Source organism: Microbacterium sp. H37-C3, assembly GCF_027157935.1.
Classification (GTDB): Bacteria; Actinomycetota; Actinomycetes; order Actinomycetales; family Microbacteriaceae; genus Microbacterium; species Microbacterium plantarum.
Genome location: NZ_JAPVLR010000002.1, coordinates 645,428 through 668,483, shown reverse-complemented (window position 1 = coordinate 668,483; position 23,056 = coordinate 645,428). Strand labels below are relative to the sequence as shown.

The window sequence follows — 23,056 nt, the reverse complement described above, 5'->3', positions numbered from 1 at the left end:
TTTCCCGGCCGAAGTGGGACCTCGGCGGCCGGACAGGAATCAGGAGCCCGTGGGGGCGGGGAGGGATGCCAGGATGCCGAGCCAGTGGGCGGCCGTGGGAGCGTCGAAGGGCGGTCGGTGCGCGGTGACGGCCGCCTCGAGGTCGACGGCGAGGGCCTCGAGCTCGGCGACGATCTCCCGCGGGTACCCGTAGGCGACGCGATGCTCGTCCCACTCGTCGCGGTCGTCGATCCAGATGCCGCGGGTGGCGGAGTCGACGACATCCAGGTCCATGTCGATCGCCGTGGGCTCGCCGCCCTCGTCCCACCGGGCGTCCCAGGCGATGTCGATGTACACGCGGGTGGGATGCGGCGGCGCGTTCATCGTCAGCACCCACTCGCCGACGGCAGGCAGAAGCATCACGCACGGATGCGTCGCGACGAAGTCGCGTCCGGGCCGGTTGCTGCGGTCGCCGGGGCGCTGGCCGAACCAGTCGCCGTGCTCGTCGCTGCCGAGGTAGGTGCAGGCGTGCACCCAGTGGGTTCCGCCGTTCCACTTGCGCCAGCGGAAGGTCACCGGTGTTCCCGGCACGGGGGCGGAGCATCACGCGCCGAGTCTAGGCTGGTCGAGTGAACGATTCTGCGCCCGCCGCCCGGCTGCGCGTGGTCACTCGCGAGATCGAGGCACCCGACGAGCTGCTGGTGTTCGCCGACCCGCAGCACCCGACGGTGTGGTCGCGACGCGGCGACATCCTCGTGGCGCGCGGCACTGCCGCGGCCTTCGACTCAGCCGACGCGAACCCCGGTCCACGCGAAGCCGCCGACTGGTGGCGCAGAACGGTCGCCGCCGCCGAGATCGACGATCCGGTCGGATTGCCCGGATCGGGACTCCTCGCGTTCGGCGCTCTGCCGTTCGATCCCCGCCCCGACGACCGCGCCGACGCCATGACACCGCCGCTGCACTTCGCGGTGCCTCGATTCGTCGTGGGTCGCCGCGGGTCACGCGCCTGGGTGACCGCGATCACCGCCGACGGCTCCGACCCGGATGCCGCCCTCCCCGCCGCGACCGGCTTCGGCCCGCACTGGTCGGCGACGACCGGCCCCGGAGCGCTGACACCCGACGGCTACCAGGAGATCGTGCGCGCTGGCGTCGACGCGATCCTCCACGGCGACCTGCAGAAGGTCGTCCTGGCGCGTGATCTCGCCGGCACCGTTCCCGCGGATGCCGACCTCCGGCGCCTCGTGCGCGCACTGTCGTCGGCGTACCCGGACACGTGGGCGTTCGCGGTCGACGGTCTGATCGGTGCAAGCCCCGAGACTCTCGTGACGGTGTCGGGCGGCACCGTCACCGCGCGCGTCCTCGCCGGGACGATCGCACGCGGGGCCGACGCCGACGCCGACACGGCGGCATCCCTGTCCCTCGCCACCAGCACGAAGGACCTCGACGAGCACGGCTATGCGGTGCGCAGCGTGCTCGACGCACTCCGCCCGTCGACCTCGTCGCTCGTCGCCGGCGAGCAGCCGTTCATGCTCAAGCTGCCGAACGTCTGGCACCTGGCCACCGACGTCGAGGGCGAGCTCGCCGGGGATGCCTCCGCCCTCGACCTCGTCGCCGTGCTGCACCCCACCGCGGCGGTCGCCGGCACACCGACCCCGAACGCACTCGACGAGATCCGCCGCCTCGAGCCCTTCAGCCGCGGACGGTACGCGGGACCCGTCGGATGGATCGACGCGCACGGCGACGGCGAGTGGGCCATCGCGCTGCGGTGCGCGCAGTTCCGTCCCGGCGACCGCGCCGACGGCGGCGCCTCGATGCCCTTCACCGCCTACGCCGGTGCGGGCATCGTGGGCGCGAGCGACCCCGAGTCGGAGATGCTCGAGACGCGAGTGAAGTTCCGGCCGATCATCGACGCGCTGGCCTGAGCGGGCGCACGGGCCGCACACCGGGCGGAGCGACTCAGCGGGCGAGCGGGACCTCGATGAGCTGACGTCCGCCGACCGGCGAGGTGAGCACCTGGTCGAGCGCGGAGCGCGTCGTCACGCGGCGGTACTCCCACCCGTAGGCGAGCGCGAGCTGCTCGAGCCGGGCCTCATGCGGCGTGAAGAGCACCCGGTCGGCGGCCTTCGGCGGTGCGGTGTCGGCGACCTCGAGCCCGTCGAAGATGGTGCCCCCGCCGTCGTTGCCGACGATGACCTGGATCCGGGGTTCGTCCTCGGTGCCGGGAAGCAGCAGCGCGCCGACGTCGTGCAGCAGAGACAGGTCGCCGGTGAGCACGCGGGTCACGCCCGCCCGTGCGTCGTCCTGGCTCCCGACCGCGATACCCATTCCGGTGGCGACGATGCCGTCGATGCCCGCGAGCCCCCGATTGGCGTGCACGGGCACCTTCTTGCCACCGAGCACCGTGTCGGCCACGCGAACGAGCCTCGACGAGGCGAACAGCAGACGATCGTGCGGCCAGCTCGCCCGCCAGACGGCGTCGACGAGCGACTCACGGTCGAGCGGAGCCTTGAGAACGGCCATCTCCGCCGAGATCGCGCCGAGTCGCTCCTGCGGCACCGCCGACGCGAGCCCGTCGACATCGGGCGCCGCGGGGCTCAGGTCGACGGCCTCCTCACGCGATGCGCGCATCCAGGCGCCGAGCCAGGCCCGGTCCGCCTCTCCGGGCGGAACGGACACCGCGGCGACCGCTGTCGTCGTTCCGTTGAGATTGAGGTCCTCTCCCGGGCCGCGCACGGCCCAGACCTCGACCTCCGGTCGCGAAAGCAATGCGGCCACCTCGCGGCTGAGCGTCGGGTGCCCGAACACGACGACCCGTTCCACGGCGTCGGCGAGATCGGGGCGGGAGAGCACCGCACGGTAACCGTGGACGAGGTTGCGCCCGAACCGCGCACCGCTGACGATCTCGGCGACGAGCGGCCAGCCTCCCGCCTGAGCGAGATCCTCCGCCGCCGGACCGGCATCCGCGCCCGCGACGACGAGCGTGTTCGGCCCGCGGGTGAGCTCCACCGGCTCGAGGGGCATCGGGGGTTCGGCTTGGCCGATCCCCCCGCCGCCCTGATAGTGCGCGCCCGACACTGTGGCGTCGACTGTTTCGCCCGGCTCGGCGCCGCGGGCGGCCGGGGCGGGCGCGGGCTCGGCGTCCGCGTCGATGAGCCACGGCGGGAGGCCGCCCGACAACGGGTTCCGATACGGCAGGTTTAGGTGCACGGGGCCGGCCGGCCGCGACCGGTCGCCGAGCGCCGCGGTGAGCGCGTCGGCAGCCAGGACGGCGATCTCCGCCGACTGCGCTGCGGTGGGGGCGTCGTCGATGTCCTGCGGCGTCACGGCGTCGACCTCGAGCCGGACGAAGCGCGAGAACATCCCGGGCTGATGCGTCGCCTGATTGGCCCCGATGCCGCGCAGCTCCGGCGGCCGGTCGGCGGTCAGCAGCAGCATCGGCACGCCGGAGTGGTGCGCCTCGAGAACGGCAGGCATCAGGTTGGCGACCGCCGTTCCCGACGTGCATACGACAGCCGCCGGCATCCGGGTGTCACGTCCGATACCGAGCGCGGTGAACCCGGCGACCCGCTCGTCGATGCGGACGTGCAGACGGATGAGGCCCCGCCGCTCCATTTCCGCCGCCACGAGCGCGAGCGCCTGGGAGCGCGATCCCGGGCTCAGGACCACGTGGCGCACTCCCCCGGCGACGAGAGCACCGAGCAGTGCAGCGGCGGCGTCGGTCGCCGGCGCCCGATCCGCCGGCGTCGGAGCGTGTTCGGCGCCGCTCATCTCAGGCGCGCGGGCCGCGTGAGCCGGCCGGGCCTTCGGCGTCGTCGTCGCTCGACGACGAGGAAGCGGGCGGAACGTCGCGAGGGTCGTCGGCCTCGGCGTCGAGCGCCGCGAGCTCCTCCTCGAGACGGCGGATGCGCTCGTCCTGGTCTCGCACCGACCCGAGGCTGCCGAGGAAGTCGGGGTCGTCGTCCGGGGCTCGGCGGACGGGAGCGCTCGTGCGGCGGGCGCGTCCGACGACGAACCAGAGGATGCCGCCCAGCACGGGCAGCAGGACCACGATGAGGATCCAGACCGGCTTGCTGACGCCGCGGTGACCGGTCGCGTCCTGCAGCGCGCAGTCGACGATGCTGTACACCCAGAAGGCGAGTGCCAGCAGCACACCGATGAGCAGGAGCCGCGCCATCCCCCCATCCTAGGCGTCCGGCGACCCCCTCGGCCCGGACGTAGAATGGTCGGATGAATGCCCGCTCGGCCGTCGTCTACTCGGTGCTGCGGCTCCTCGCCTTCCTGGTCCCGTTCGGCATCATGATGCTGTTCCCCATCATGCGCGAGTACTACTGGCTCTCAGCGATCTTCGCCGCCCTCATCGGCTTGAGCCTGTCGATGATCTTCCTGCGCCGGCCGCTCGACGATGTCGCCTCGGGCCTCGCCGAACGACGCACGCGCCGCCGCTCCGGCGCCCAGACCGACGCCGAGGCCGAAGACGCCGCGTCCTGACCTCAGGTCTTCCGGGCCTCAGCCGACGAAGGCCCAGAACAGGAACGCGCCGTACGCGACGGACGTCAACGAGGTCAGCGCGAGGGCGACGACCAGTTCACGCGGCTGGCGGTACGTCCAGACGATGAGGATCGCCGACAGAGCCGGCAGCAGCGCGAAGAGGCTCAGCCAGGCGATCGGATAGACCAGGGCGAGCAGCACGGCGATCGCGAACGGCGCCAGGACGAACAGGGTGAAGACGATGCGCGTCGCCGTCCGGCCGATCAGGACCGTCAGGGTGCGCTTGCCGGCGATGCGGTCCTGGTCGATGTCGCGCAGGTTGTTCGCCAGGAGCACGGCGCACGCGAGGAGCCCAGCGCCCACCGCGCCGAACCAGCTCTCCTGGGGAACGAATCCGGCCTGGACGAAGGTCGTGCCCACGGTCGCGACAAGGCCGAAGAAGACGAAGACGAAGAGCTCGCCGAGACCCGCGTAGCCGTACGGTCGCTTGCCACCCGTGTAGAACCACGCCGCGACGACGCAGGCGGCCCCGACCAGCAGCATCCACCAGTGCCCCGTCCGCACGACGATCGCGATGCCGGCGACGGCGGCGAGGCCGAAGAACCCGAGGGCGACGGTGAGCACCGTTCGGGGCTTCGCCAGCTTGCCGCCGGTGAGTCGCGCGGGACCCACGCGCACATCGTCCGTGCCCCGGATGCCGTCGCTGTAGTCGTTGGCGTAGTTGACGCCGATCTGCAGTGCGACCGCGACCACGAGGCAGCACAGCGCGATGACCCAGTGCAGGTCGCGGTCGACGAGCATCGCCGCCCCCGTGCCGATGAGAACCGGGGTGATCGCGAGCGGCAGGGTTCGCAGCCGCGCCGCGCCGATCCAATCGCGAGCCGTCGCCTTCCGCGGCGGCGGAGCCGAGACGAGGCCGCGCTTGGCGGGGTTACCGCCGCGCGGCGCGGGACGAGACGACTTCGGGGAGCGAGACGAGCGAGCCACGAGGGATCATCCTAGATCGCGAGAATGCGACGCAACGCCGCACGGTCGGGTTTTCCGCTCGCGAGCACCGGCATGCGCTCGACCGCGACGACCCGTGCGGGGCGCGCCGGCTTGCCGAGCCGGTCGCCGACCGCGTCCCGGATCTCGGACAGCAGAGCCGACTCGTCGGCACCGATCTCGGCGAGCGCTGCGATCTCGACGACGACGGCGGACGCCTGCCCCCATCGCTCGTCGGTCGTCGCGACGACGACGGCCGACGAGAGTCCGGCTCGCTCCCGGACGACGGCCTCGACGCGGTCGAGCGAGACGTTGACGCCACCCGAGATGATGACGTTGTCCACGCGCCCGGTCACCCGCAGCACGTTCTCGTCGAACTCCCCCGCGTCGCCGGTGCGGTACCAGCGCACACCGTCATCCACGATGAAGGATGCCGCCGTGCGGTCGGGCTCGCCGAGGTAGCCGTCGGCGAGCATGGGGCCCGAGAGCTGCACCTCGCCGGCCACGATCCGCGCCCCTACCCCGTCGAGCGGGACGCCGTCGTAGACGCATCCGCCACTCGTCTCCGTCGAGCCGTAGGTGCGCACGATGCGCGCCCCCAACCGCGTGGCGCGCTCGCGCTGCGACGCCGGGAGCGCCTGCCCGCCCACCAGGATCGCCTCGTAGGCCCGCAGGGCGTCGGCGACGGCGGCATCCGTCTCGGCCGCGTCGAGCAGATCGGCCAGCTGGGCGGGTACCAGCGAGGTGAACGTCGCCGCGCGCTGCCCGCCGACGCTCGAGTGCGTCGACGCGGTGACCGCGGCGAAGGCGGCGGGCGAGAACGACCCCGCGAGGACGGCCGGCTCGTGCCCCGCGAGGAGGCTGCGCACCATCACCTGCAGCCCCGCCACGTACCCGGGCGACAGGGCGAGGAGCCAGCGCCCTTCGCCGATGCGGGCCGCGGTCGACGCGGCGCTGGCGATGAGGGCCGAACGGCTGAGCACGACGCTCTTGGGCATCCCCGTCGACCCCGACGTCGTGACGACGGCGACGGTTCCGGGCGGCGCCTGCGCCGGAGCGCTCGTGCCGGCGGGCGCGCCGAGGGCGAGCGCCGGCCCGGCACCGTCGAGGGTCTGCCGAAGGGCCCGGAGCACCGCGCGGGGCTCCGACGCGACCGGGACGAGGTCGACCGCCATGTCAGAGGCGAGCCATCTCAGAAGTGGTAGGGGTAGGGCGACCAGTCGGGGTCGCGCTTCTGCAGGAAGGCGTCACGCCCCTCGACGGCCTCGTCGGTGCCGTAGGCGAGCCGCGTCGCCTCGCCCGCGAACACCTGCTGGCCGACCATTCCGTCGTCGATCGCATTGAAGGCGAACTTCAGCATGCGGATCGCGGTGGGCGACTTGCCGAGGATCGTGCGGGCCATCGCGATCGCCTCGCGTTCGAGTTCGGCGTGCGGGACGACACGGTTCACCGCGCCCATCTCGTAGGCGCGCTGGGCCGAGTACTCCTCCGCGAGGAAGAACACCTCGCGGGCGATCTTCTGGCCCACCTGCCGCGCCATGTACGCCGAGCCGTACCCGGCGTCGAACGACCCGACATCCGCGTCGGTCTGCTTGAACCGGCCGTGCTCGGCCGAGGCGATCGAGAGGTCGCACACGATGTGCAGGGAGTGCCCGCCGCCCGCAGCCCAGCCCGGGATGACGGCGATGACGACCTTGGGCATGAACCGGATGAGGCGCTGCACCTCGAGGATGTGAAGGCGTCCGGCGCGCGCTGGGTCGGCGACGGCGCTCTCGTCGTCGCTGTACTTGTAGCCGTCGCGGCCCCGGATGCGCTGGTCGCCGCCCGAGCAGAACGCCCAGCCGCCGTCCTTCGCGCTCGGACCGTTGCCGGTGAGCAGAACGACGCCGATGCGCGGGTCCTGGCGTGCGGTGTCGAGCGCGCGGTACAGCTCGTCGACCGTGTGCGGGCGGAAGGCGTTGCGCACCTCGGGACGGTCGAACGCGATGCGCGCGATGCGCCCGTCGGTCGAGACGTGAGCGGTGATGTCGGTGTAGGCGTCCGCCCCGGGGGCGAGCGACCATTCCGCGGGATCGAACAGTTCCGAGACCATGCCGCCAGCCTATGCCGCGGTGGGAGGATGAACGCGTGGACCCCGCACTGCCCCTCCCCTCCCTGGCCGAGCTGCTCGACCGATCGCACGTCGTGGCACTGCCGCTGACGACGCGTTTCCGCGGCGTCGACGTGCGAGAGGCGCTGCTGCTCGAGGGGCCGGAGGGCTGGACGGAGTTCTCGCCGTTCACCGAGTACGACGACGGTGAGGCCGCGACCTGGCTGGCCGCCGCGCTCGAGTTCGGCTGGACCGCGATGCCCGCGCCGGTCCGCGAGCGCGTCGCCGTGAACGCCACCGTGCCGGCCGTCGCGGCCGAGCGCGTCGCCGAGGTGCTCTCGCGGTACGACGGATGCCGCACGGTCAAGGTCAAGGTCGCGGAGCGCGGCCAGGTGCTCGCCGACGACGTCGCCCGCGTGCGGGCGGTCCGCGAGGCGCTCGGCCCCGAGGGACGTGTGCGGATCGACGCGAACGGCGCGTGGAATCTCGACGAGGCCGAGCACGCGCTCCACGCCCTGGCGGAGTCCGACCTGGAGTACGTCGAGCAGCCGTGCGCGAGCGTCGAGGAGCTCGCCGAGTTGCGCCGCCGTGTGCGTTACATGGGGATTCCCGTCGCCGCCGACGAGAGCGTCCGCAAGGCCGACGACCCGCTCGCGGTGGCGCGGGCCGGCGCCGCCGATCTGCTCGTCATCAAGGCGCAGCCGCTCGGCGGCGTCCGGCGTGCGCTCGCTCTGGTGGCAGAGGCAGGTCTACCCGCGGTGGTCTCGAGCGCCCTCGACACGAGCGTCGGCCTGTCGATGGGGGTCACCCTGGCGGCGGCCCTGCCCGAGCTCGACTTCGACTGCGGCCTGGGAACGGCCTCGCTGTTCGCCGCCGATGTCGCGACCCCCGCCCTGCGTCCGCTCTCGGGTGAGCTCGCGACCGGACGGGTCACGGTCGACCGGGATGCCGTCGCCGCGCTCGCCCCGTCCGCGGAGCGGCAGCGGTGGTGGCGCGAGCGGCTCGAGCGCTGCCACGCGGTGCTCGCACAGCCGCGCTGAGCGCAGGTCGCTCGGGCCTCAGGCGTCGAGGAGCGCGGTCGCGAGTTGCCCGATGCGCTCGTGCAGCAGCCGTGTCGTCTCCGCTTCGCCGAGCCCTTCGACCGCCGCCCGCTCGCACGTTGCATCGGAGAGATCGACCATGAGCTGCGCGACCTCCGTGATCGGCAGCCGGAAGCGCAGCTCGTAGACCTTCCGGATGTCGTCGACGATCACCCGCACCCGCTCGACGATGCCGTCCTGCAGGCGAAGGTAGGCCTCGGCCATCCGTTCGTCGCGAAGTGCCTGCGTGCGCAGCTCCGACACCAGCCGGGGCTCCATGCCCCCGAGCGAGACGTCGACGATCTGGGGAACGAGCAGGGACGGATCGGGCGCCGCGGTGCGATCGAGGGTGCGTACGCGGTCGGCGACCAGGTCGAGCTTCTCGCTGGAGGACCGCTCGACCAGGGCGAGGAAGAGCTCGCCCTTGGAGTCGAAGTTCGAGTAGAAGGCGCCGCGCGAGAATCCGGCACGGTCGCAGACGGCCTCGACGGATGCCGCGTCGAGACCGACCTCGGCGAAGACCTCGGCGGCGGCATCGAGCAGCCGGGCGCGCGTGTTCTCGCGACTGCGGGTGGCTGTGCGTGCCTCGGCGTCCATGGTGCTCCTCGTGTTTCACACCGATCGTCCAGCCTGATCGATGGGTGATCAACCTAGGATACATTGGTGTATCGGATACAGCGCTGTATCGAACAACCATGACGATCGATCAGACCTGGAGCGCCCGTGTCCACACTCCTGTTCACCCTCGGACGCTGGTCGTTCCGTCACCCCTGGCGGGTCCTCGTCTCGTGGCTGCTCATCCTCGTCATCGCCGGCGGCGGAGCGGCGCTGCTGAACAAGGGCACCGACAACTCCTTCTCGATCCCGGGGACCGAGGCGCAGGAGGGGCTGGAGCTGCTGAACCGCACGTTCCCCCAGGCGAGCGGCACGAGCGCGCAGCTCGTCGTCGTCGCCCCCGAGGGAGACAGCGTGCGCGACGAGCCGTTCGCCGGCGAGATCGCCGACACCGTGACCGCGTTCGGCGACCTGGGTGATGACGTCCTTGCCGTGACCGATCCGTTCGACCAGACGGTCTCCGGCCTGGTCTCGGAGGACGACCGGGCCGCGATCGTCCGCGTGCAGTTCGACGGCGAGGCGACCTCGGTCAGCGCAGAGACGAAGGACGCGCTCACCTCGGTGGCAGACCGGATGCGGGCGGACCTCCCCGACGGCACGCAGATCGCGCTGGGCGGTGACCTGTTCTCGACCTCGATCCCGGCGCTGTCGATCGTCGAGGTGATCGGTGTGCTGGTGGCACTGTTCGTCCTCATCGTCACGTTCCGCTCATTCGCCGTCTCGTGGTTCCCGCTCGTCAGCGCTCTCATCGGGGTCGCGCTCGCGACGGCGATGATCTTCGTGGCGACGCAGTTCGCCTCTGTGTCGTCGACGACCCCGCTGCTGTCGGTCATGCTCGGCCTCGCCGTCGGCATCGACTACTCGCTCTTCATCGCCGCCCGACATCAGGACCAGGTGCGTGCGGGCATGGACCCGGAGGAGTCCGCCGCCCGTTCGACCGGAACCGCGGGATCGTCCGTCGCGTTCGCGGGCATCACGGTGCTCATCGCACTGATCGGGCTCAGCTTCGCCGGCATCCCCTTCCTCACGACGATGGGCATCGCTGCAGCCGTTGCCGTCGCGATCGCCGTCGTCGTCGCCGTCACCCTCACTCCCGCGCTCCTCGGTTTCGCCGGAGCTCGTGTCGCCGGTTGGCCCCGCCGAGCGAAGCGGTCGCGGAAGCGACCGGCCGCGCCCCGTCGATCGTTCTCGGAGCGCTGGGTGCGCGGCGTCACGCGGCATCCGCTCGTCACCACGATCGCGGTCATCGCGGGTCTCGGCGTCGTCGCGATCCCGTCGGCGAGCCTGACCCTTGCCCTCCCCAACGCGGGGGTGCAGCCGCCCTCGAGCGAGGCCCGGCAGGCGTACGACCTCACCGCCGAGCACTTCGGTCCCGGCGCGAACGGTCCGCTGATCATGACCGGGACGATCGTCACCTCGAACGATCCGCTGACCCTGATGCAGGACATCGGCGATGACATCGCCACCATTCCCGGGGTGAAGGAGGTCGCGCTCGCCACCCCCAACGAGACCGCCGACACCGGGCTCGTGCAGATCGTGCCCGAGACCGCACCCGACTCCCCCGAGACGGCCGACCTCGTGCGCGAGTTGCGGGCACAGCACGACCGCCTGCTCGACGAGTACGGTGTCGACCTCAAGGTCACCGGGTTCACCGCCGTGGGTATCGACATCTCCGATCGGCTCGGCGAAGCCCTGCTGCCCTTCGGTGTCTTCGTCGTCGGGCTCTCGCTCATCCTGCTGACGATCGTGTTCCGATCGATCTGGGTGCCGATCAAGGCCGCGCTCGGATATCTGCTGTCGGTGCTCGCCGCCTTCGGCGTCGTCGCCGCCGTCTTCGAGTGGGGCTGGTTCGCCGACCTGCTGCACGTCACCCGCGAGGGGCCCGTGATCAGCTTCATGCCGATCATCCTCATGGGCGTCCTGTTCGGCCTCGCGATGGACTACGAGGTCTTCCTCGTCTCGCGGATGCGCGAGGACTACGTCCATGCCCGCCGCGACCGGGGCGGCCGCGCGGATCGCCTCACCGCCGTCGGGGCTGTCCGCTCCGGTTTCACCTCGTCGGCGCGCGTCGTCACGGCCGCGGCGGTGATCATGTTCGCCGTCTTCGCCGCGTTCGTCCCCGAGGGCGACTCGTCGATCAAGCCGATCGCACTGGGGCTCGCCGTCGGCATCGCCGTCGACGCATTCCTCATCCGCATGACGCTCGTGCCGGCCGTCATGGCGCTGCTCGGCGAGAAGGCGTGGTGGATGCCGCGCTGGCTCGACCGCATCCTCCCCCACTTCGACATCGAGGGCGAGGCCGTCGAGCGCGAGCTCTCGCTGCGCGAGTGGCCGGAGCGCAACACCTCCGCCGCCCTGGTCGGAGAGGATGTCGCCGTCCACGCCGACGACGACGGCCACGCGGCGGTCTTCTCCGACGCGACCTTCCGGGTCGAGCCCGGCGAGTCGCTCGTCGTCTCCCACCCCGATCCGCGCGTCGGCCGCGCCTTCGCCCTCGCCGTCTCCGGGCGGCTCCGCGTCGACGGGGGGCTGCTCCGCGTCGGCGGGCACCTGCTGCCCGAGCGGGCGCCGTGGGTCCGCTCGCACGTCGGCCTCGCGCTGCTCGACGACACGACCGACCCGGTGGCCGAGCTGCGTCGCGCCACCTCGGGCGGAGCGACGGTCGTCGTGGTCGACGGACTCGACGCCCTCGCCGGCGCTGACCGCGATCAGGCCGCCGCGGTGCTCCGCGATGCGGCATCCGACCTCGACGAACGCCACGCGGGGGCCGGTGCCCTCACCGTCGTGGCGATCGTCCGGCGCGAGCTCGGCGTGCTCGACATCCTCGCTGAGGCCCATCGCCCGGCGCCCCACACCCTCCCCCTGCACGGCGGTGCATCCGCGACATCCGCGTCCGAACCGTCGCACCCGAACACCGAGGTGATCCCGTCATGACCCTGTTCATCGAGCGCGCCCGCTCGCGCAAGCCCGTCACCTGGCTCACGATCGTGGGCGTCATCCTGCTGCCCGTCCTCATCGGCGGCGTCTTGGTCGCAGCGCTCTACAACCCCGTCGAGCGCCTCGACAACATGCGGGCGGCGATCGTCAACGACGACCAGGCGGTCGAGGTCAACGGTCAGCTCGCGCCCCTCGGCCGGCAGCTGACCGCCGGTCTGGTGGCCGGGTCGGACGAGGTCCCGAGCAACCTGGACTGGGTCATCTCGAACGACGAGGACGCCCGGGCCGGGCTCGCCGACGGCACCTACGACGCCGTCGTCACGATCCCGAGCGGCTTCTCGGCCGCGGCCACCTCGACCACCCCGGGCGGCACGCCCGAGAAGGCCACCATCCGGGTCGACACCGCCCCGGACAGCCTCGTCGTCGACGACGCCATCACGGCGCAGATCACACAGGCGGCCACCTCGCTCATGGGCTCGCAGCTCTCGACGGTCTATCTCGAGAACGTGTTCCTCGGCTTCACGACGCTGGGAGATCAGCTCGGAGATGCCGCCTCGGGCGCCCGACAGCTCGCCGACGGCGGGCGGCAGGCAGCCGACGGCGCCACGCAGCTCGCCGACGGTGCGGGCCAGTTGGCCAGCGGCGCGGGAACCCTCTCGGACGGGGTCGGCCAGCTCGCGACCGGTGCTTCGCAGCTCTCCGACGGGGCCGCGGCGACCCAGACGGGCCTGACGACCTGGGCGCAGGGCGCGCGCACTCTCGCCGGCGGAACCAATGAGTTCGCCGCCCAGCTGTCGCAATCGCTGAGCGGGCTGAGCGTTCCCGAAATCCCCGCCGAGGCCGTTGCCGGAGCGCAATACCTCGCCGAGAACTCCGACCGCATCGCGACCGGCGTGGCTCAGGCCGCCGACGAGCTCGCGGCCGTCGCGGCGAGCTGCGAGGCCGACGGCGGATCGGCGCAGGTCTGCGACGCCCTTCGCACCGTCTCCGCGCGCACGCAGAGCGCCCTGCCCGAGGTCACCGGTGTGATCGGTCAGTCCGGGCAGATCGCCGGACAGGTCTCGGGACTGGCGGCCTCTGCGCCCGAGCTGATCTCCGGTCTGCAGCAGGCCGCCGGTGCGGCGACGCAGCTCGCGAACGGCATGACCGAGCTCGCCGACGGTGCGGACGCTCTCGCAGCCGGAGGCGGCCAGCTGGCCTCCGGCGCGTCGGCCCTCGCCACGGGTGCCGCGTCGGCCGCCGACGGCGCCGCGCAGCTGTCCTCCGGCGCCGGCGAACTGGCCGGCGGTGCGACCGACCTCGCCACCGGCGTCGGAACCGTCGCCGACGGCACGGGCACTCTCGCCGACGGCCTCGACACCGCGACGGCGGCGCTGCCGTCGTACACCGACCAGCAGGCGACCGACCTCGCGAGCGTCGTGGCCGCACCCGTCGAGGCAGAGGGCCTCGGGTCCGACCTGTTCGGCGCCTCGGCGATCCCGCTGCTCACGGGCCTCGCCCTGTGGCTCGGCGCGATCGGATCGTTCGTGGCACTGCAGGCCGTCCCCCGCGGCGCGCTGACCTCACGTCGCCCGTCGTTCCTGCTGACGCTGCGGGCCTTCGCCCCCGCCGCGGTGGTCGGGCTCGTGCAGGGCGTCCTGGTCGCGATGGTCGTGCAGCTCGCGGCCTCGTACGACCCGTGGACGTGGGCCGCGTTCGCCGGACTCTCCGCCCTGGCGGGTGTCGCCTTCGCCGCCGTGAACCAGGCCCTCGTCGCGCTGCTCGGCGGAGCGGGCCGATGGGTCGCGGCCGGTGTCGCGGTGTTGGCGGTGGCCACGGGAGTCGTCTCGACCGTGCCCGGAGTGCTGTCGCAGATCGCGGGGCTGCTGCCGACGGCATCCGCCTACCAGGGCCTGCTCGCGGTGCTCACCTCGGCCGGCGGTGCGGGAGCCGCGGTTGCGGGGCTGCTCGTGTGGACGGTGATCTCACTCGTGGTCACGGTCATCGTCACGGCCCGGGCGCGCACCACCTCGGTGCGCGACGTGCTGCACCCCGCCGCCGCCGTCTGACACGCGTTCACCCCGCCTTCTCGTGAGGGGGGGCGGAGCGAGTGAGTTGGCAATTCACGCCCCTTCGAGCGAAAGGAATGGGCGCCTGCTGCCAACCGAGCCGACGCCGCGCACCCCGGCGAGGTTGAGTGCGCAGTTCACGCCCCCACGCGCGACGGGAATGGGCACATGCTGCCAACCGAGCCGACGCCCCGCACCCCGGCAAGGTTGAGTTGGCAGTTCATGCCCCCTCCAGCGACGAGAACGGGCAGCTACTGCCAACCGAGCCGACGCCCCGCACCCCGGGCGACTCCCAGTTGGCAGTTCACGCCCCTTCGAGCGAAAGGAATGGGCGCATGCTGCCAACCGAGCCGACGCCCGCGCACCGCGGCGAGGGGTCAGCTCAGGCCGCTGTAGGCGTGCAGACCCTTGAAGAACTGGTTGACGATGATGAAGTTGAACAGCACCGCTGAGAAGCCGACGATCGACAGCCAGGCGCTGCGGTTTCCGCGCCAACCGCGCGTCGCGCGAGCGTGGATGTAGCCGGCGTAGAGCACCCAGATGACGAAGGTCCACACTTCCTTCGTGTCGAAGCCCCAGTACCGGCCCCACGCGTCGTTGGCCCAGATCGAGCCGGCGATGAGGGTGAAGGTCCAGAAGATGAAGCCGATGATCGCGAAGCGGTAGGCGAGCGACTCGAGGGCGTCGGCGCTCGGCAGCGTACGCAGGAACCGCACACCGTCGCGCTGCGGAGCGGATCCCGCGGATGCCGCATCCCCAGCCTCGGCGCTGACCCGAGCGATCGCGCGTGCCTCGCGTCGCGCCTGCATGAGCTGCACGATCGACAGGGCGAACGCGAGCGCGAAGAACGCCGACGCCAGCGAGGCAACGAAGACGTGGATGACGAGCCAGATCGACTTCAGCGGGTCGGCGAGCGGCACCACCGCGACGTAGAAGTTGAGGACCGAGCCACCGAGCAGCACGACCGCGAGCCCGGTGATGAAGGTACCGAGGAACCGGAGGTCGTACCGGAAGAGCACGACGAGGTAGACCATCACCACGAGGAGCAGCCCGGTGAGGGCGAACTCGTACATGTTCGACCACGGCACACGCTCGGCGGCGATGCCGCGCAGCACGGTCGCGCCCAGATGGAACAGGAACCCGATCCAGGTCAGGGTCGTGCCCATGCGCGCCCAGAGCAGCCGCGGCCGCTCGGCGGGGCGGGCGTTGAGGGCGAGCTCCGCCTGCGCCTCTGCGGCGCGGATCTCACCGATCGTCTGCGCGCCGCCGGCGGCGACGAGGGCGGGCGCAGCCGCAGCCGCGGCGGGGACGGAATCTTTCGTCTTCAGCGCGAGGTCGGAACGACGAGCCAGATCGACCGCGTAGGCGATGAAGGCCAGCGCGTAGACAGCCACCGCTGTCCAGACGAGAAGGACCGAGACGGCATCCAGCGACAGGTCTTCGGGCATGATCCTCAGTTTACGTCGGGCGCTTGCGCGCGGGCGGGGCGGGGACGGCGCGGACGCTCGGCCTCGGGCGGCAGCTCGACCTCATCGCGCCCGAGGGCGGCGAGGTGACTGCGGGAGATGTCGGCGACCGCCTGCGCGATCGCGGGGTCCTCGCCGCGGGCGAGGCCGGCGTACTCCAGGCGGATCGCTCCGTCTACCGGGGTCGCCTTGACCCACAGGCGCCGGCGCGGCACGAAGAGCCCCGCGAGCAGGCCGAGGGTGGCGAGGATCGCGAAGACGAGCACGAACGGCGCCCCCACGTCGCGGTGGATCGACAGCGAGACGTAGCGCTTGACCGCCTCCTGAGCGCCGGATGCGCGCTGGTCCTCGAAGGTCACGGTGCCACGACCGCCCGGGAGGTCGACGGTCTGACCGGGTTCGAGCTCGAGCGACGCGGCCTCCGCGTCGCCGCCGGCGATCTGCTCCATGCCGGTCGGGTCGAGCGTGTAGACCGAGCGGGGCGTCCCGTCGTCGATGCCGAGGTCGCCCTCGTAGACACGGAAGGTCACGAGCGGGTTGGTGAGGTCGCCGTAGGCGGAGGCGATGGCCCCCGTCTCGAGCGTCGCTGCCGTCGGGTAGAAGAAGCCGGCGAATCCGAGCTGCTTCGGCATCCCGTCGGCGATCTTGACGACGCCGATCGAGGTCATGTTGTTGTCCTGCGGCAGGAACGGCACGTCCTCGCTGAAGACGACCTCGCCCGCGGCGTCGCGGACGGTGATCGTCGGGGCGTAGCCGTTGCCCATCAGGTAGACGCGGTCACCCTCGATCCCGTACGGGTGGTTAACCCGAACCTCGCCCTCACGCGGTTCCTGCCCGGGCTCGGTCACCGTGAGGTGGGCGAGGAAGTCACCGGCCATCCCGTGCCCCGGTCCCCCGCTGAACGGGCCGTAGGTCACGTCGAACTTGTCGAGGGTCAGCGAGTACGGCGGCATCTGGTCGGTGTCGACGAAGCGGCCCGGGTTGAACGAGGTATACCCGAGACCGAGCGAGTTGACGAACGTGTCACCCTCGACGATGACGGTCTGGCCCGTGTAGGTCAGCCCGCCGCCGATGCCGACCGAGATCAGCACGCCCACGAGCGCGCCGTGGAAGACGAGGTTGCCCGTCTCGCGCAGATAGCCCCGCTCGGCCGAGACGGACGCCACCTGGCCCGAGTCGTACCGCTCGACGCGGTAACCCGACTTGCGCAGCTGTCGCTGAGCCTCGTCGACGGCCGCCGACGCCGCGGCCGCGGCATCCTCGTCGTCGCGCAGGGCGACTCCGACCGTGCGGTGATCGGCCAGCCGGGACAGGCGCACGGGGGTGCGGGGCGGGCGCGACTTCATGGCCTGCCAGTGGTGCTTCGTGCGCGGGATGACGCACCCGACGAGCGAGACGAACAACAGGATGTAGATCGCCGAGAACCACACCGAGGTGTACACGTCGAACATCTGCAGCGCATCGAGGATGGGATACAGATCGGGGTTGTCGGTGCGCCACTGGGTGACGCCGTTGGGGTCGGCGCTGCGCTGCGGCACGATCGACCCCGGGATGGCCGCGATCGCGAGCAGGAGCAGCAGGACCAGCGCCGTGCGCATGCTCGTCAGCTGCCGCCAGCCCCACCGCAGCCACCCGACGAAGCCGAGCTGGGGCTGGGTGATCTCGCGGTCGCCGTCGGCGGGTTCGGCCGCGGGAGCGGCGTCGGAGTGGTCGCCCGGTCGCAGCGGCGCCGAGGGATCGGCCTGGTCAGAGGAAGGTCGGGACACCGGCCACCACTCCTTGGAAGACGGACATGATCGTGGTCCAGACGCCGGTGACCATCAGCAGGCCGAGGACGACGAGCAGCGCTCCCCCGGCAATGTTCACGACGCGGATGTGGCGGCGCACGAAGGCCACCGAGCGAGTGGCCCAGCTCGCGCCCAGCGCCAGCAGGACGAAGGGGATGCCGAGCCCCAGCGAGTACGCCACGGCGAGAACGCCCGCGCGGGTCGGGTCGGCTTGGCTGAGGGCGATCGAGAGGATCGCCGCGAGGGTCGGACCGATGCAGGGCGCCCAGCCGATGCCCATCGCGATGCCGAGCAACGGCGCTCCGGCGAGGCCGAGGTTCTGCCGCAGCTGCGGCCGGTAGATCCGCTGCGCGAAGCCGAACATGCCGACGAACACGAGCCCCAGGACGATCACGACGGCGCCGAGGACGCGCGTGATGACCTCCTGGTACTCGAAGAATGCGCGGCCGATCGTGCCCGCGAAGACGCCCATCGCGAGGAAGACGACCGTGAACCCCGCGATGAACAACCCGACACCGAGCAGGAGGCGTCCGCGGCCCGGCGCGGACGTCGGAGAATCCGTCGAAACGCGGACCGATCCGGCGGCATCCTCCGAGCTTCCCGACATTTTCCGAGCTTCACCGCGGCTGGCGACCCGCTCAGCGGGCTCGCGCGGCGTGACCGCGCTGCCGAGGAAGCCCAGGTAGCCGGGGACGAGCGGCAGCACGCACGGCGACAGGAACGACACCAGCCCCGCGAGCACGGCGATCGGCACCGCGAGCCACAGGGCTCCGCCGAAGACGATCTCGCCCGGGTTCACGACGATCCCGCGCCGGCGCCCGCCTTCGCGGCGTCCTCGACGAGGGTGCGGAGGATGCCGGCATCCCGCAGCTGGCCGACGATGCGGGCCGCGACGCGCCCTTCGGTGTCGAGCACGAGCGTCGTCGGCGCCGCCTGGACCGACGCGGATGCCGCGAGCGCGAGCTTCAGCTCGCTGTCGCCCTGCATGAGGAGCGAGGGGTAGCTGATGCCGTAGTTCCGCTCGAAGGCCGAGGCCTGCTCGGGACCGTCGTAGATGTTGACGCCGAGGAACTCCGCGCCGACCTCCTGCGTATCGGTGTAGACCTCTTCGAGCAGCGGCGCTTCGGCGCGGCACGGGCCGCACTGCGCGTACCAGAAGTTGAGGACGAGCGGCTTGCCGGCGTAGTCCGCGCTCGAGATCGTCGAGCCGTCGACGGCGGTGCCGCTGAACGCGATCGGAGCGCCGCGCTCGGCCTCGGGGATCTCGGTCGTCGTGCCATCGCCCGAGATGAACCCCTTGTTGTCGCCGTCGCGGTACTGCCCGGCGAGGTCGTCGTTGGGGCTCGAGCAGGCGGCGAGGCCCGCCGCGAGTCCGAGTGCGAGGACGGCGGCCACAAGGCGGCGCTTCATCAGACTGCTCCTACATCGACGGCGCCCGCGGTCGACGCGGGCTCGGCGTACGCGACCTCGCGCCACGCGGCGCGCTCTCCCCCGTCGGAGAGCTCGAAGCTCGTGACGCTCGAGAGCGCGCATCGGCGCCGACGCGGGTCGTGGCGCAGCGGCTCGCCGGCGACCGCGAGGTGGGTGATCCAGATCGGCAGCTGGTGCGAGACGATCACCGCATCGCCCGAATCGGTCGAGTGCCACAGGTCGCGCATGGCCGCATCCATGCGCGCGACGATCTCGAGGTAGGGCTCGCCCCAGCTCGGAGTCGCCGGCGTGCGCAGGTGCCACCAATTCCAGGGGTTGACGAGGGCGTTGCGCATGCGCCGACCCTCGAAGACGTTGTGCGGCTCGATGACTCGTTCGTCGATGACAGGATCGAGGCCGAAGAGCTCGGTGAAGGGCTCGGACGACTCGCGCGTGCGCTGCAGCGGCGACGACATCAGGGCGGTGACCGGGCGGTCGAGCGACGCGACGTGCTCGGCGGCCGAACGGGCCATGCGCCGTCCGTCCTCGCTCAGTCCGAAGTGCGGCAGCCGTCCGTAGAGCACGCGCTGGGGGTTGTGAACCTCACCGTGGCGCACGAGATGGAGACGGGCTGCGGGCACGGTCTCCAGTCTACGGCGGCGGCTCCTATGCGGACCCTGAGCGCCCGATCGGCCGGCAGCCGGTGGGTCAGGACCCCTCGACGCTCGGCTCCGGCGCCGGCCCCGCGCCCGCGGCTCGATCGCGACGCAGATCGCGCACGCGCTTCACGACGAACCAGACGATGAGCACCGCGACGACGACGATCACGATCAGCTGGAAGGTCTCGGCGTAGCGCTCGACGATGTGCCAGTTCTCGCCGAGGAGGAAGCCGGCCATCACGAAGATCGAGTTCCAGATCAGGCTTCCCGCGGTGGTGAGCAGGCCGAACTTCCACCAGTGCATCCGCGCGACCCCGGCTGGGATCGAGATGAGGCTGCGGAACAGCGGCACCATCCGGCCGAAGAACACCGCGATCGAGCCGTGCTTCTCGAACCAGTGGACCGACCGCACGACGTCGTCGCCGGTCACCAGCGGCATCCGGTCGGCGATGCGGCGCAGCCGCTCCGCTCCCAGCCAGCGGCCGAGGAAGTACAGGATGTACGCTCCGAAGACCGACCCGAACGTGGTCCACAGGATCGCCTCGGCGAGCGTGAAGGATCCGCGTGAGGCCGCGAGCCCGGCCATCGGCAGGACGACCTCACTGGGGATCGGCGGGAACAGGTTGTCCATGCCGACCGCGATCGCCGCCCCCGCCGGCCCGATCGTGTCCATGAGCGAGACGGTCCAGTCGGCGAGCGTGGTCAGCCACGACCCGCCCTCGTCTGCGGAGGCCTCCGACGCGTGGGCGTAGGCGGTGCGGGTCATGACGGTCATCGGGTGCCTTCGCGCTCGGTGATCGGATGCCCGGCCGGGCCCCGCGCACAGCCTATGACGGCAACGTCGGAGATTGCTGGACGCGTAGACTCTCCCCTCGTGAGTGAACGCGTTCTCGTCCAGCAGCTGCAGGCCCGCCCCGACGGCCCCGTTTCGGTGTCCGGATGGGTCGAGACCGTCCGCGATCAGAAGAAGGTGCAGTTCGTCATCCTCCGCGACGAGACCGGCGCCGTGCAGCTGGTCAACCCCGCGACGCGCCCGGCCGAGGACGGCAGCGAGCAGGATGCCGCAGCCCTCGCCCTCACCGAGCTGATCTCGAACCTCTCGACGGGCACGTTCCTCACCGTCACGGGCGAGCTCAAGCACGACGAGCGCGTCAAGCTCGGCGGCGTCGAGATCAAGATCGGCGCCCTCGACATCGCGGCCGCCGCCCTCCCCGAGACGCCCATCGCGGCCGACTCCGGTCTCGACAAGCGCATGGACTGGCGCTTCCTCGACCTGCGTCAGCGCCGCAACAACCTGATCTTCCGCGTGCAGACGACGCTCGAGCACGCGATGCGCACGTACTGGATCGAGCGCGACTACATCGAGATCCACTCCCCCAAGCTCATGGCCTCCGCTTCGGAGTCGGCCGCCGAGCTGTTCGAGGTGCCCTACTTCGAGGACAAGACGGCGTACCTCGCGCAGAGCCCGCAGTTCTTCAAGCAGATGGCGCAGTCGGCGGGCTTCGGCAAGATCTTCGAGATCGGCGACGTCTTCCGCGCCGACCCGTCGTTCACCTCGCGGCACGCGACCGAGTTCACCTCGATCGACGCCGAGATCAGCTGGATCGACTCGCACGAGGACGTCGCTGCGATGCAGGAAGAGCTGCTGCAGTTCGCCTTCCAGGCCGTCAAGGACAAGCACGGCGACGAGATCGCCGAACTGTTCGGTGTCGAGGTACAGGTTCCGCAGACCCCGTTCCCCCGCATCCCCCTGGCCGAGGCCCGTGAGATCGTCGCGGCACGCGGCTACGACATCCCGCGCACCGACGGCGACCTCGACCCCGAGGGCGAACGCCAGATCTCGGCGCACGTGCTCGAGACCTACGGTCACCAGTTCGTCTTCATCACCGACTACCACCCCGAGATCCGCGCTTTCTACCACATGCGCGACGAGGAGACCGGGCTGACCAAGTCGTACGACCTGCTCTTCAACGGCGTCGAGATCACGACCGGCGCGCAGCGCGAGCACCGCGTCGACGTTCTCATCGAGCAGGCGAAGGAGAAGGGTCTCGACCCCGAGCACCTCGACTTCTACCTCGACTTCTTCCGCTACGGCGCCCCGCCGCACGGCGGCTTCGGCATGGGCCTCGCGCGCGTGCTGATGCTGCTGCTCGGTGAATCGTCGATCCGCGAGGTCACGTACCTCTTCCGCGGGCCGACGCGCCTCGCCCCGTAACACAACACCCCACGCACCCGGCAAGCGCTCAGGCAGCGTCCGCCGCCGCCCGTATCGTGGCTTCTCCCGTGACGGAAGGAGTACGACGTATGTGGGACGGGTGGATGGAGTTCGCCATCGCGGTGCTGGTGGGTCTCGCGGTCGCCGCGGTGATCGCTGTGGTCGCTCATGTGGCGCTGAGCATCGCCGCCCGACGGCAGCGCTGGCCGGAGGTGCTCGGCCGCCGCTCGCGCGCGCCGTTCCGTTCGCTGCTCGTCGCCATCGTCCTGTGGGCCGCCGTGCAGACCGCCTTCCCCGACGAGCTCTGGCGGTCGGTCCTGAGCCAGCTGCTGACGATCGTCATCATCGCCGCGAGCGCCTGGCTGCTGGCCTCTCTCGTGCTGGTCGTCACCGACATCGCACTCGGCCGTTACCGCATCGATGTGCCGGACAACCGCGTCGCCCGCCGTATCCGCACGCAGATGCTCATTGTGCGGCGTCTGGCCGTGGCGATCATCATCGTGATCGGCATCGGCGCGGCCCTCCTGACCTTCGACTCGGTGCGGGCGGTGGGGGCGAGCGTCCTGGCCTCCGCGGGTATCGCGTCGGTGGTCGCGGGACTGGCCGCCCAGTCGGTGCTCGCCAACGTCTTCGCGGGGCTGCAGATCGTCTTCAGCGACGCCCTGCGCGTCGACGACGTCGTCGTGGCCGACGGCGAATGGGGCCGCGTCGGAGAGATCACCCTCAGCTACGTCGTGCTCGACCTGTGGGATGACCGCCGGCTCGTCCTCCCCTGCACCTACTTCACCACGACGCCGTTCGAGAACTGGACGCGGCGCGGCTCCGAGCTGCTGGGGGCCGTCGAGATGGATCTCGACTGGAACGTCTCGCCCGCCGCGATGCGCGCGCACCTGCACGACGTGCTCGAGAAGACCGACCTCTGGGATCGCCGGACGTCGGTGCTGCAGGTGACGGATGCCGTCGCCGGCTACGTCCGCGTGCGCATCCTGGTCACCGCGAAGGACGCTCCCACGCTGTTCGACCTCCGCTGCCTCGTGCGCGAAGCGATGGTCACGTGGGTGCAGCGCACGATGCCGCAGGCCGTTCCGGTTCAGCGGATCGTCATGTCGGATGCCACGGCCCCGGGGCACCACACCGACCACCCGATCACGCACGACCCCACCCCGACCAACGACGGGCTCTTCACCGGCAGTGCCGAGGCCGAACGACGGGCGAGCACGTTCACGAACGCGATCCCGGTGGTCATGACGGACGAGCTCGCCGAGCGCGATCGGCGGGACTGAGACCCCCTCGGGGCGAG

20 protein-coding genes are annotated in these 23,056 nt (G+C 71.3%); 7 read left to right on the top strand and 13 right to left on the bottom strand.

Annotated elements, in window-relative coordinates; genetic code table 11:
* Positions 1 to 39 precede the first annotated feature (39 nt).
* Positions 40 to 570: a DUF402 domain-containing protein gene (locus tag O1W71_RS08170; protein ID WP_269267371.1), complete on the bottom strand. Its 531-nt coding sequence runs from the start codon at positions 568 to 570 to the stop codon at positions 40 to 42.
* Between the two features lie 38 nt (positions 571 to 608).
* On the opposite strand from O1W71_RS08170, the gene O1W71_RS08165 reads away from it, so the two are divergent.
* Positions 609 to 1,901 carry an isochorismate synthase gene (locus tag O1W71_RS08165; protein WP_269267370.1) on the top strand — a complete coding sequence of 431 codons (1,293 nt, stop codon included), beginning with the start codon at positions 609 to 611 and terminating at the stop codon, positions 1,899 to 1,901.
* A 34-nt stretch (positions 1,902 to 1,935) separates the two neighbouring features.
* On the opposite strand, the gene menD is transcribed toward O1W71_RS08165, so the two are convergent.
* Both menD and O1W71_RS08155 read right to left on the bottom strand, forming a co-directional pair.
* Complete coding sequence (gene menD / locus O1W71_RS08160; protein ID WP_269267369.1) at positions 1,936 to 3,747, bottom strand: 2-succinyl-5-enolpyruvyl-6-hydroxy-3-cyclohexene-1-carboxylic-acid synthase; 1,812 nt, start codon at positions 3,745 to 3,747, stop codon at positions 1,936 to 1,938.
* Between the two features lies 1 nt (position 3,748).
* A complete protein-coding gene (locus tag O1W71_RS08155; protein WP_269267368.1) occupies positions 3,749 to 4,153 on the bottom strand; it encodes a PLD nuclease N-terminal domain-containing protein in 405 nt (134 codons plus the stop codon).
* A 53-nt stretch (positions 4,154 to 4,206) separates the two neighbouring features.
* On the opposite strand from O1W71_RS08155, the gene O1W71_RS08150 reads away from it, so the two are divergent.
* Complete coding sequence (locus O1W71_RS08150) at positions 4,207 to 4,467, top strand: DUF4229 domain-containing protein (RefSeq protein ID WP_112616729.1); 261 nt, start codon at positions 4,207 to 4,209, stop codon at positions 4,465 to 4,467.
* A gap of 18 nt (positions 4,468 to 4,485) precedes the next feature.
* Here the strand turns inward: O1W71_RS08150 and O1W71_RS08145 are convergent, their stop codons facing one another.
* From O1W71_RS08145 to O1W71_RS08135, 3 genes are read right to left on the bottom strand one after another with little or no spacing between them, the layout of a single operon-like run.
* On the bottom strand, positions 4,486 to 5,454 hold the full coding sequence (locus O1W71_RS08145) for a 1,4-dihydroxy-2-naphthoate polyprenyltransferase (protein WP_114588150.1): 969 nt from the start codon (positions 5,452 to 5,454) through the stop codon (positions 4,486 to 4,488).
* A gap of 11 nt (positions 5,455 to 5,465) precedes the next feature.
* On the bottom strand, positions 5,466 to 6,626 hold the full coding sequence (locus O1W71_RS08140) for an AMP-binding protein (protein ID WP_269267364.1): 1,161 nt from the start codon (positions 6,624 to 6,626) through the stop codon (positions 5,466 to 5,468).
* 17 nt (positions 6,627 to 6,643) lie between these two features.
* Entirely contained in the window at positions 6,644 to 7,543 is a 900-nt protein-coding gene (locus tag O1W71_RS08135) for a 1,4-dihydroxy-2-naphthoyl-CoA synthase (RefSeq protein ID WP_269267363.1), read from the bottom strand.
* Positions 7,544 to 7,590: 47 nt separating this feature from the next.
* Between O1W71_RS08135 and O1W71_RS08130 the strand changes: the two genes are divergently transcribed.
* Positions 7,591 to 8,580: an o-succinylbenzoate synthase gene (locus O1W71_RS08130; protein WP_269267536.1), complete on the top strand. Its 990-nt coding sequence runs from the start codon at positions 7,591 to 7,593 to the stop codon at positions 8,578 to 8,580.
* Positions 8,581 to 8,598: 18 nt separating this feature from the next.
* On the opposite strand, the gene O1W71_RS08125 is transcribed toward O1W71_RS08130, so the two are convergent.
* Positions 8,599 to 9,216 (bottom strand): TetR/AcrR family transcriptional regulator, encoded by a 618-nt coding sequence (locus O1W71_RS08125; protein ID WP_023952201.1) that lies wholly within the window; start codon positions 9,214 to 9,216, stop codon positions 8,599 to 8,601.
* A 126-nt stretch (positions 9,217 to 9,342) separates the two neighbouring features.
* On the opposite strand from O1W71_RS08125, the gene O1W71_RS08120 reads away from it, so the two are divergent.
* Complete coding sequence (locus O1W71_RS08120; RefSeq protein ID WP_269267361.1) at positions 9,343 to 12,168, top strand: MMPL family transporter; 2,826 nt, start codon at positions 9,343 to 9,345, stop codon at positions 12,166 to 12,168.
* Positions 12,165 to 14,219, top strand: a complete 2,055-nt coding sequence (locus O1W71_RS08115; RefSeq protein ID WP_269267359.1) for a YhgE/Pip family protein — start codon at positions 12,165 to 12,167, stop codon at positions 14,217 to 14,219. Before O1W71_RS08120 ends, O1W71_RS08115 begins: the two co-directional genes overlap by 4 nt.
* A 377-nt stretch (positions 14,220 to 14,596) precedes the next feature.
* Here the strand turns inward: O1W71_RS08115 and ccsB are convergent, their stop codons facing one another.
* The 6 genes from ccsB to O1W71_RS08085 form a co-directional block, all read right to left on the bottom strand.
* The gene (gene ccsB / locus O1W71_RS08110; protein ID WP_269267358.1) at positions 14,597 to 15,667 is read right to left on the bottom strand and encodes a c-type cytochrome biogenesis protein CcsB; all 1,071 of its coding nucleotides are present in this window, start codon (positions 15,665 to 15,667) and stop codon (positions 14,597 to 14,599) included.
* A gap of 5 nt (positions 15,668 to 15,672) precedes the next feature.
* Complete coding sequence (gene resB, locus O1W71_RS08105) at positions 15,673 to 17,451, bottom strand: cytochrome c biogenesis protein ResB (protein WP_269267357.1); 1,779 nt, start codon at positions 17,449 to 17,451, stop codon at positions 15,673 to 15,675.
* The gene (locus O1W71_RS08100; RefSeq protein WP_114588157.1) at positions 17,432 to 18,271 is read right to left on the bottom strand and encodes a cytochrome c biogenesis CcdA family protein; all 840 of its coding nucleotides are present in this window, start codon (positions 18,269 to 18,271) and stop codon (positions 17,432 to 17,434) included. The genes resB and O1W71_RS08100 overlap by 20 nt, the downstream gene beginning before the upstream one ends.
* Complete coding sequence (locus O1W71_RS08095) at positions 18,268 to 18,882, bottom strand: TlpA family protein disulfide reductase (RefSeq protein WP_112616711.1); 615 nt, start codon at positions 18,880 to 18,882, stop codon at positions 18,268 to 18,270. Before O1W71_RS08095 ends, O1W71_RS08100 begins: the two co-directional genes overlap by 4 nt.
* Positions 18,882 to 19,523, bottom strand: a complete 642-nt coding sequence (locus tag O1W71_RS08090) for a histidine phosphatase family protein (RefSeq protein ID WP_269267356.1) — start codon at positions 19,521 to 19,523, stop codon at positions 18,882 to 18,884. The genes O1W71_RS08095 and O1W71_RS08090 overlap by 1 nt, the downstream gene beginning before the upstream one ends.
* Before the next feature lie 67 nt (positions 19,524 to 19,590).
* Positions 19,591 to 20,316, bottom strand: coding sequence for a DedA family protein (locus O1W71_RS08085; RefSeq protein WP_112616707.1), 726 nt, complete (start codon positions 20,314 to 20,316; stop codon positions 19,591 to 19,593).
* A gap of 99 nt (positions 20,317 to 20,415) precedes the next feature.
* On the opposite strand from O1W71_RS08085, the gene aspS reads away from it, so the two are divergent.
* Positions 20,416 to 21,756: an aspartate--tRNA(Asn) ligase gene (aspS, locus tag O1W71_RS08080; RefSeq protein ID WP_064956100.1), complete on the top strand. Its 1,341-nt coding sequence runs from the start codon at positions 20,416 to 20,418 to the stop codon at positions 21,754 to 21,756.
* Between the two features lie 89 nt (positions 21,757 to 21,845).
* Positions 21,846 to 23,039: a mechanosensitive ion channel family protein gene (locus O1W71_RS08075; protein WP_269267355.1), complete on the top strand. Its 1,194-nt coding sequence runs from the start codon at positions 21,846 to 21,848 to the stop codon at positions 23,037 to 23,039.
* Positions 23,040 to 23,056: the final 17 nt, after the last annotated feature.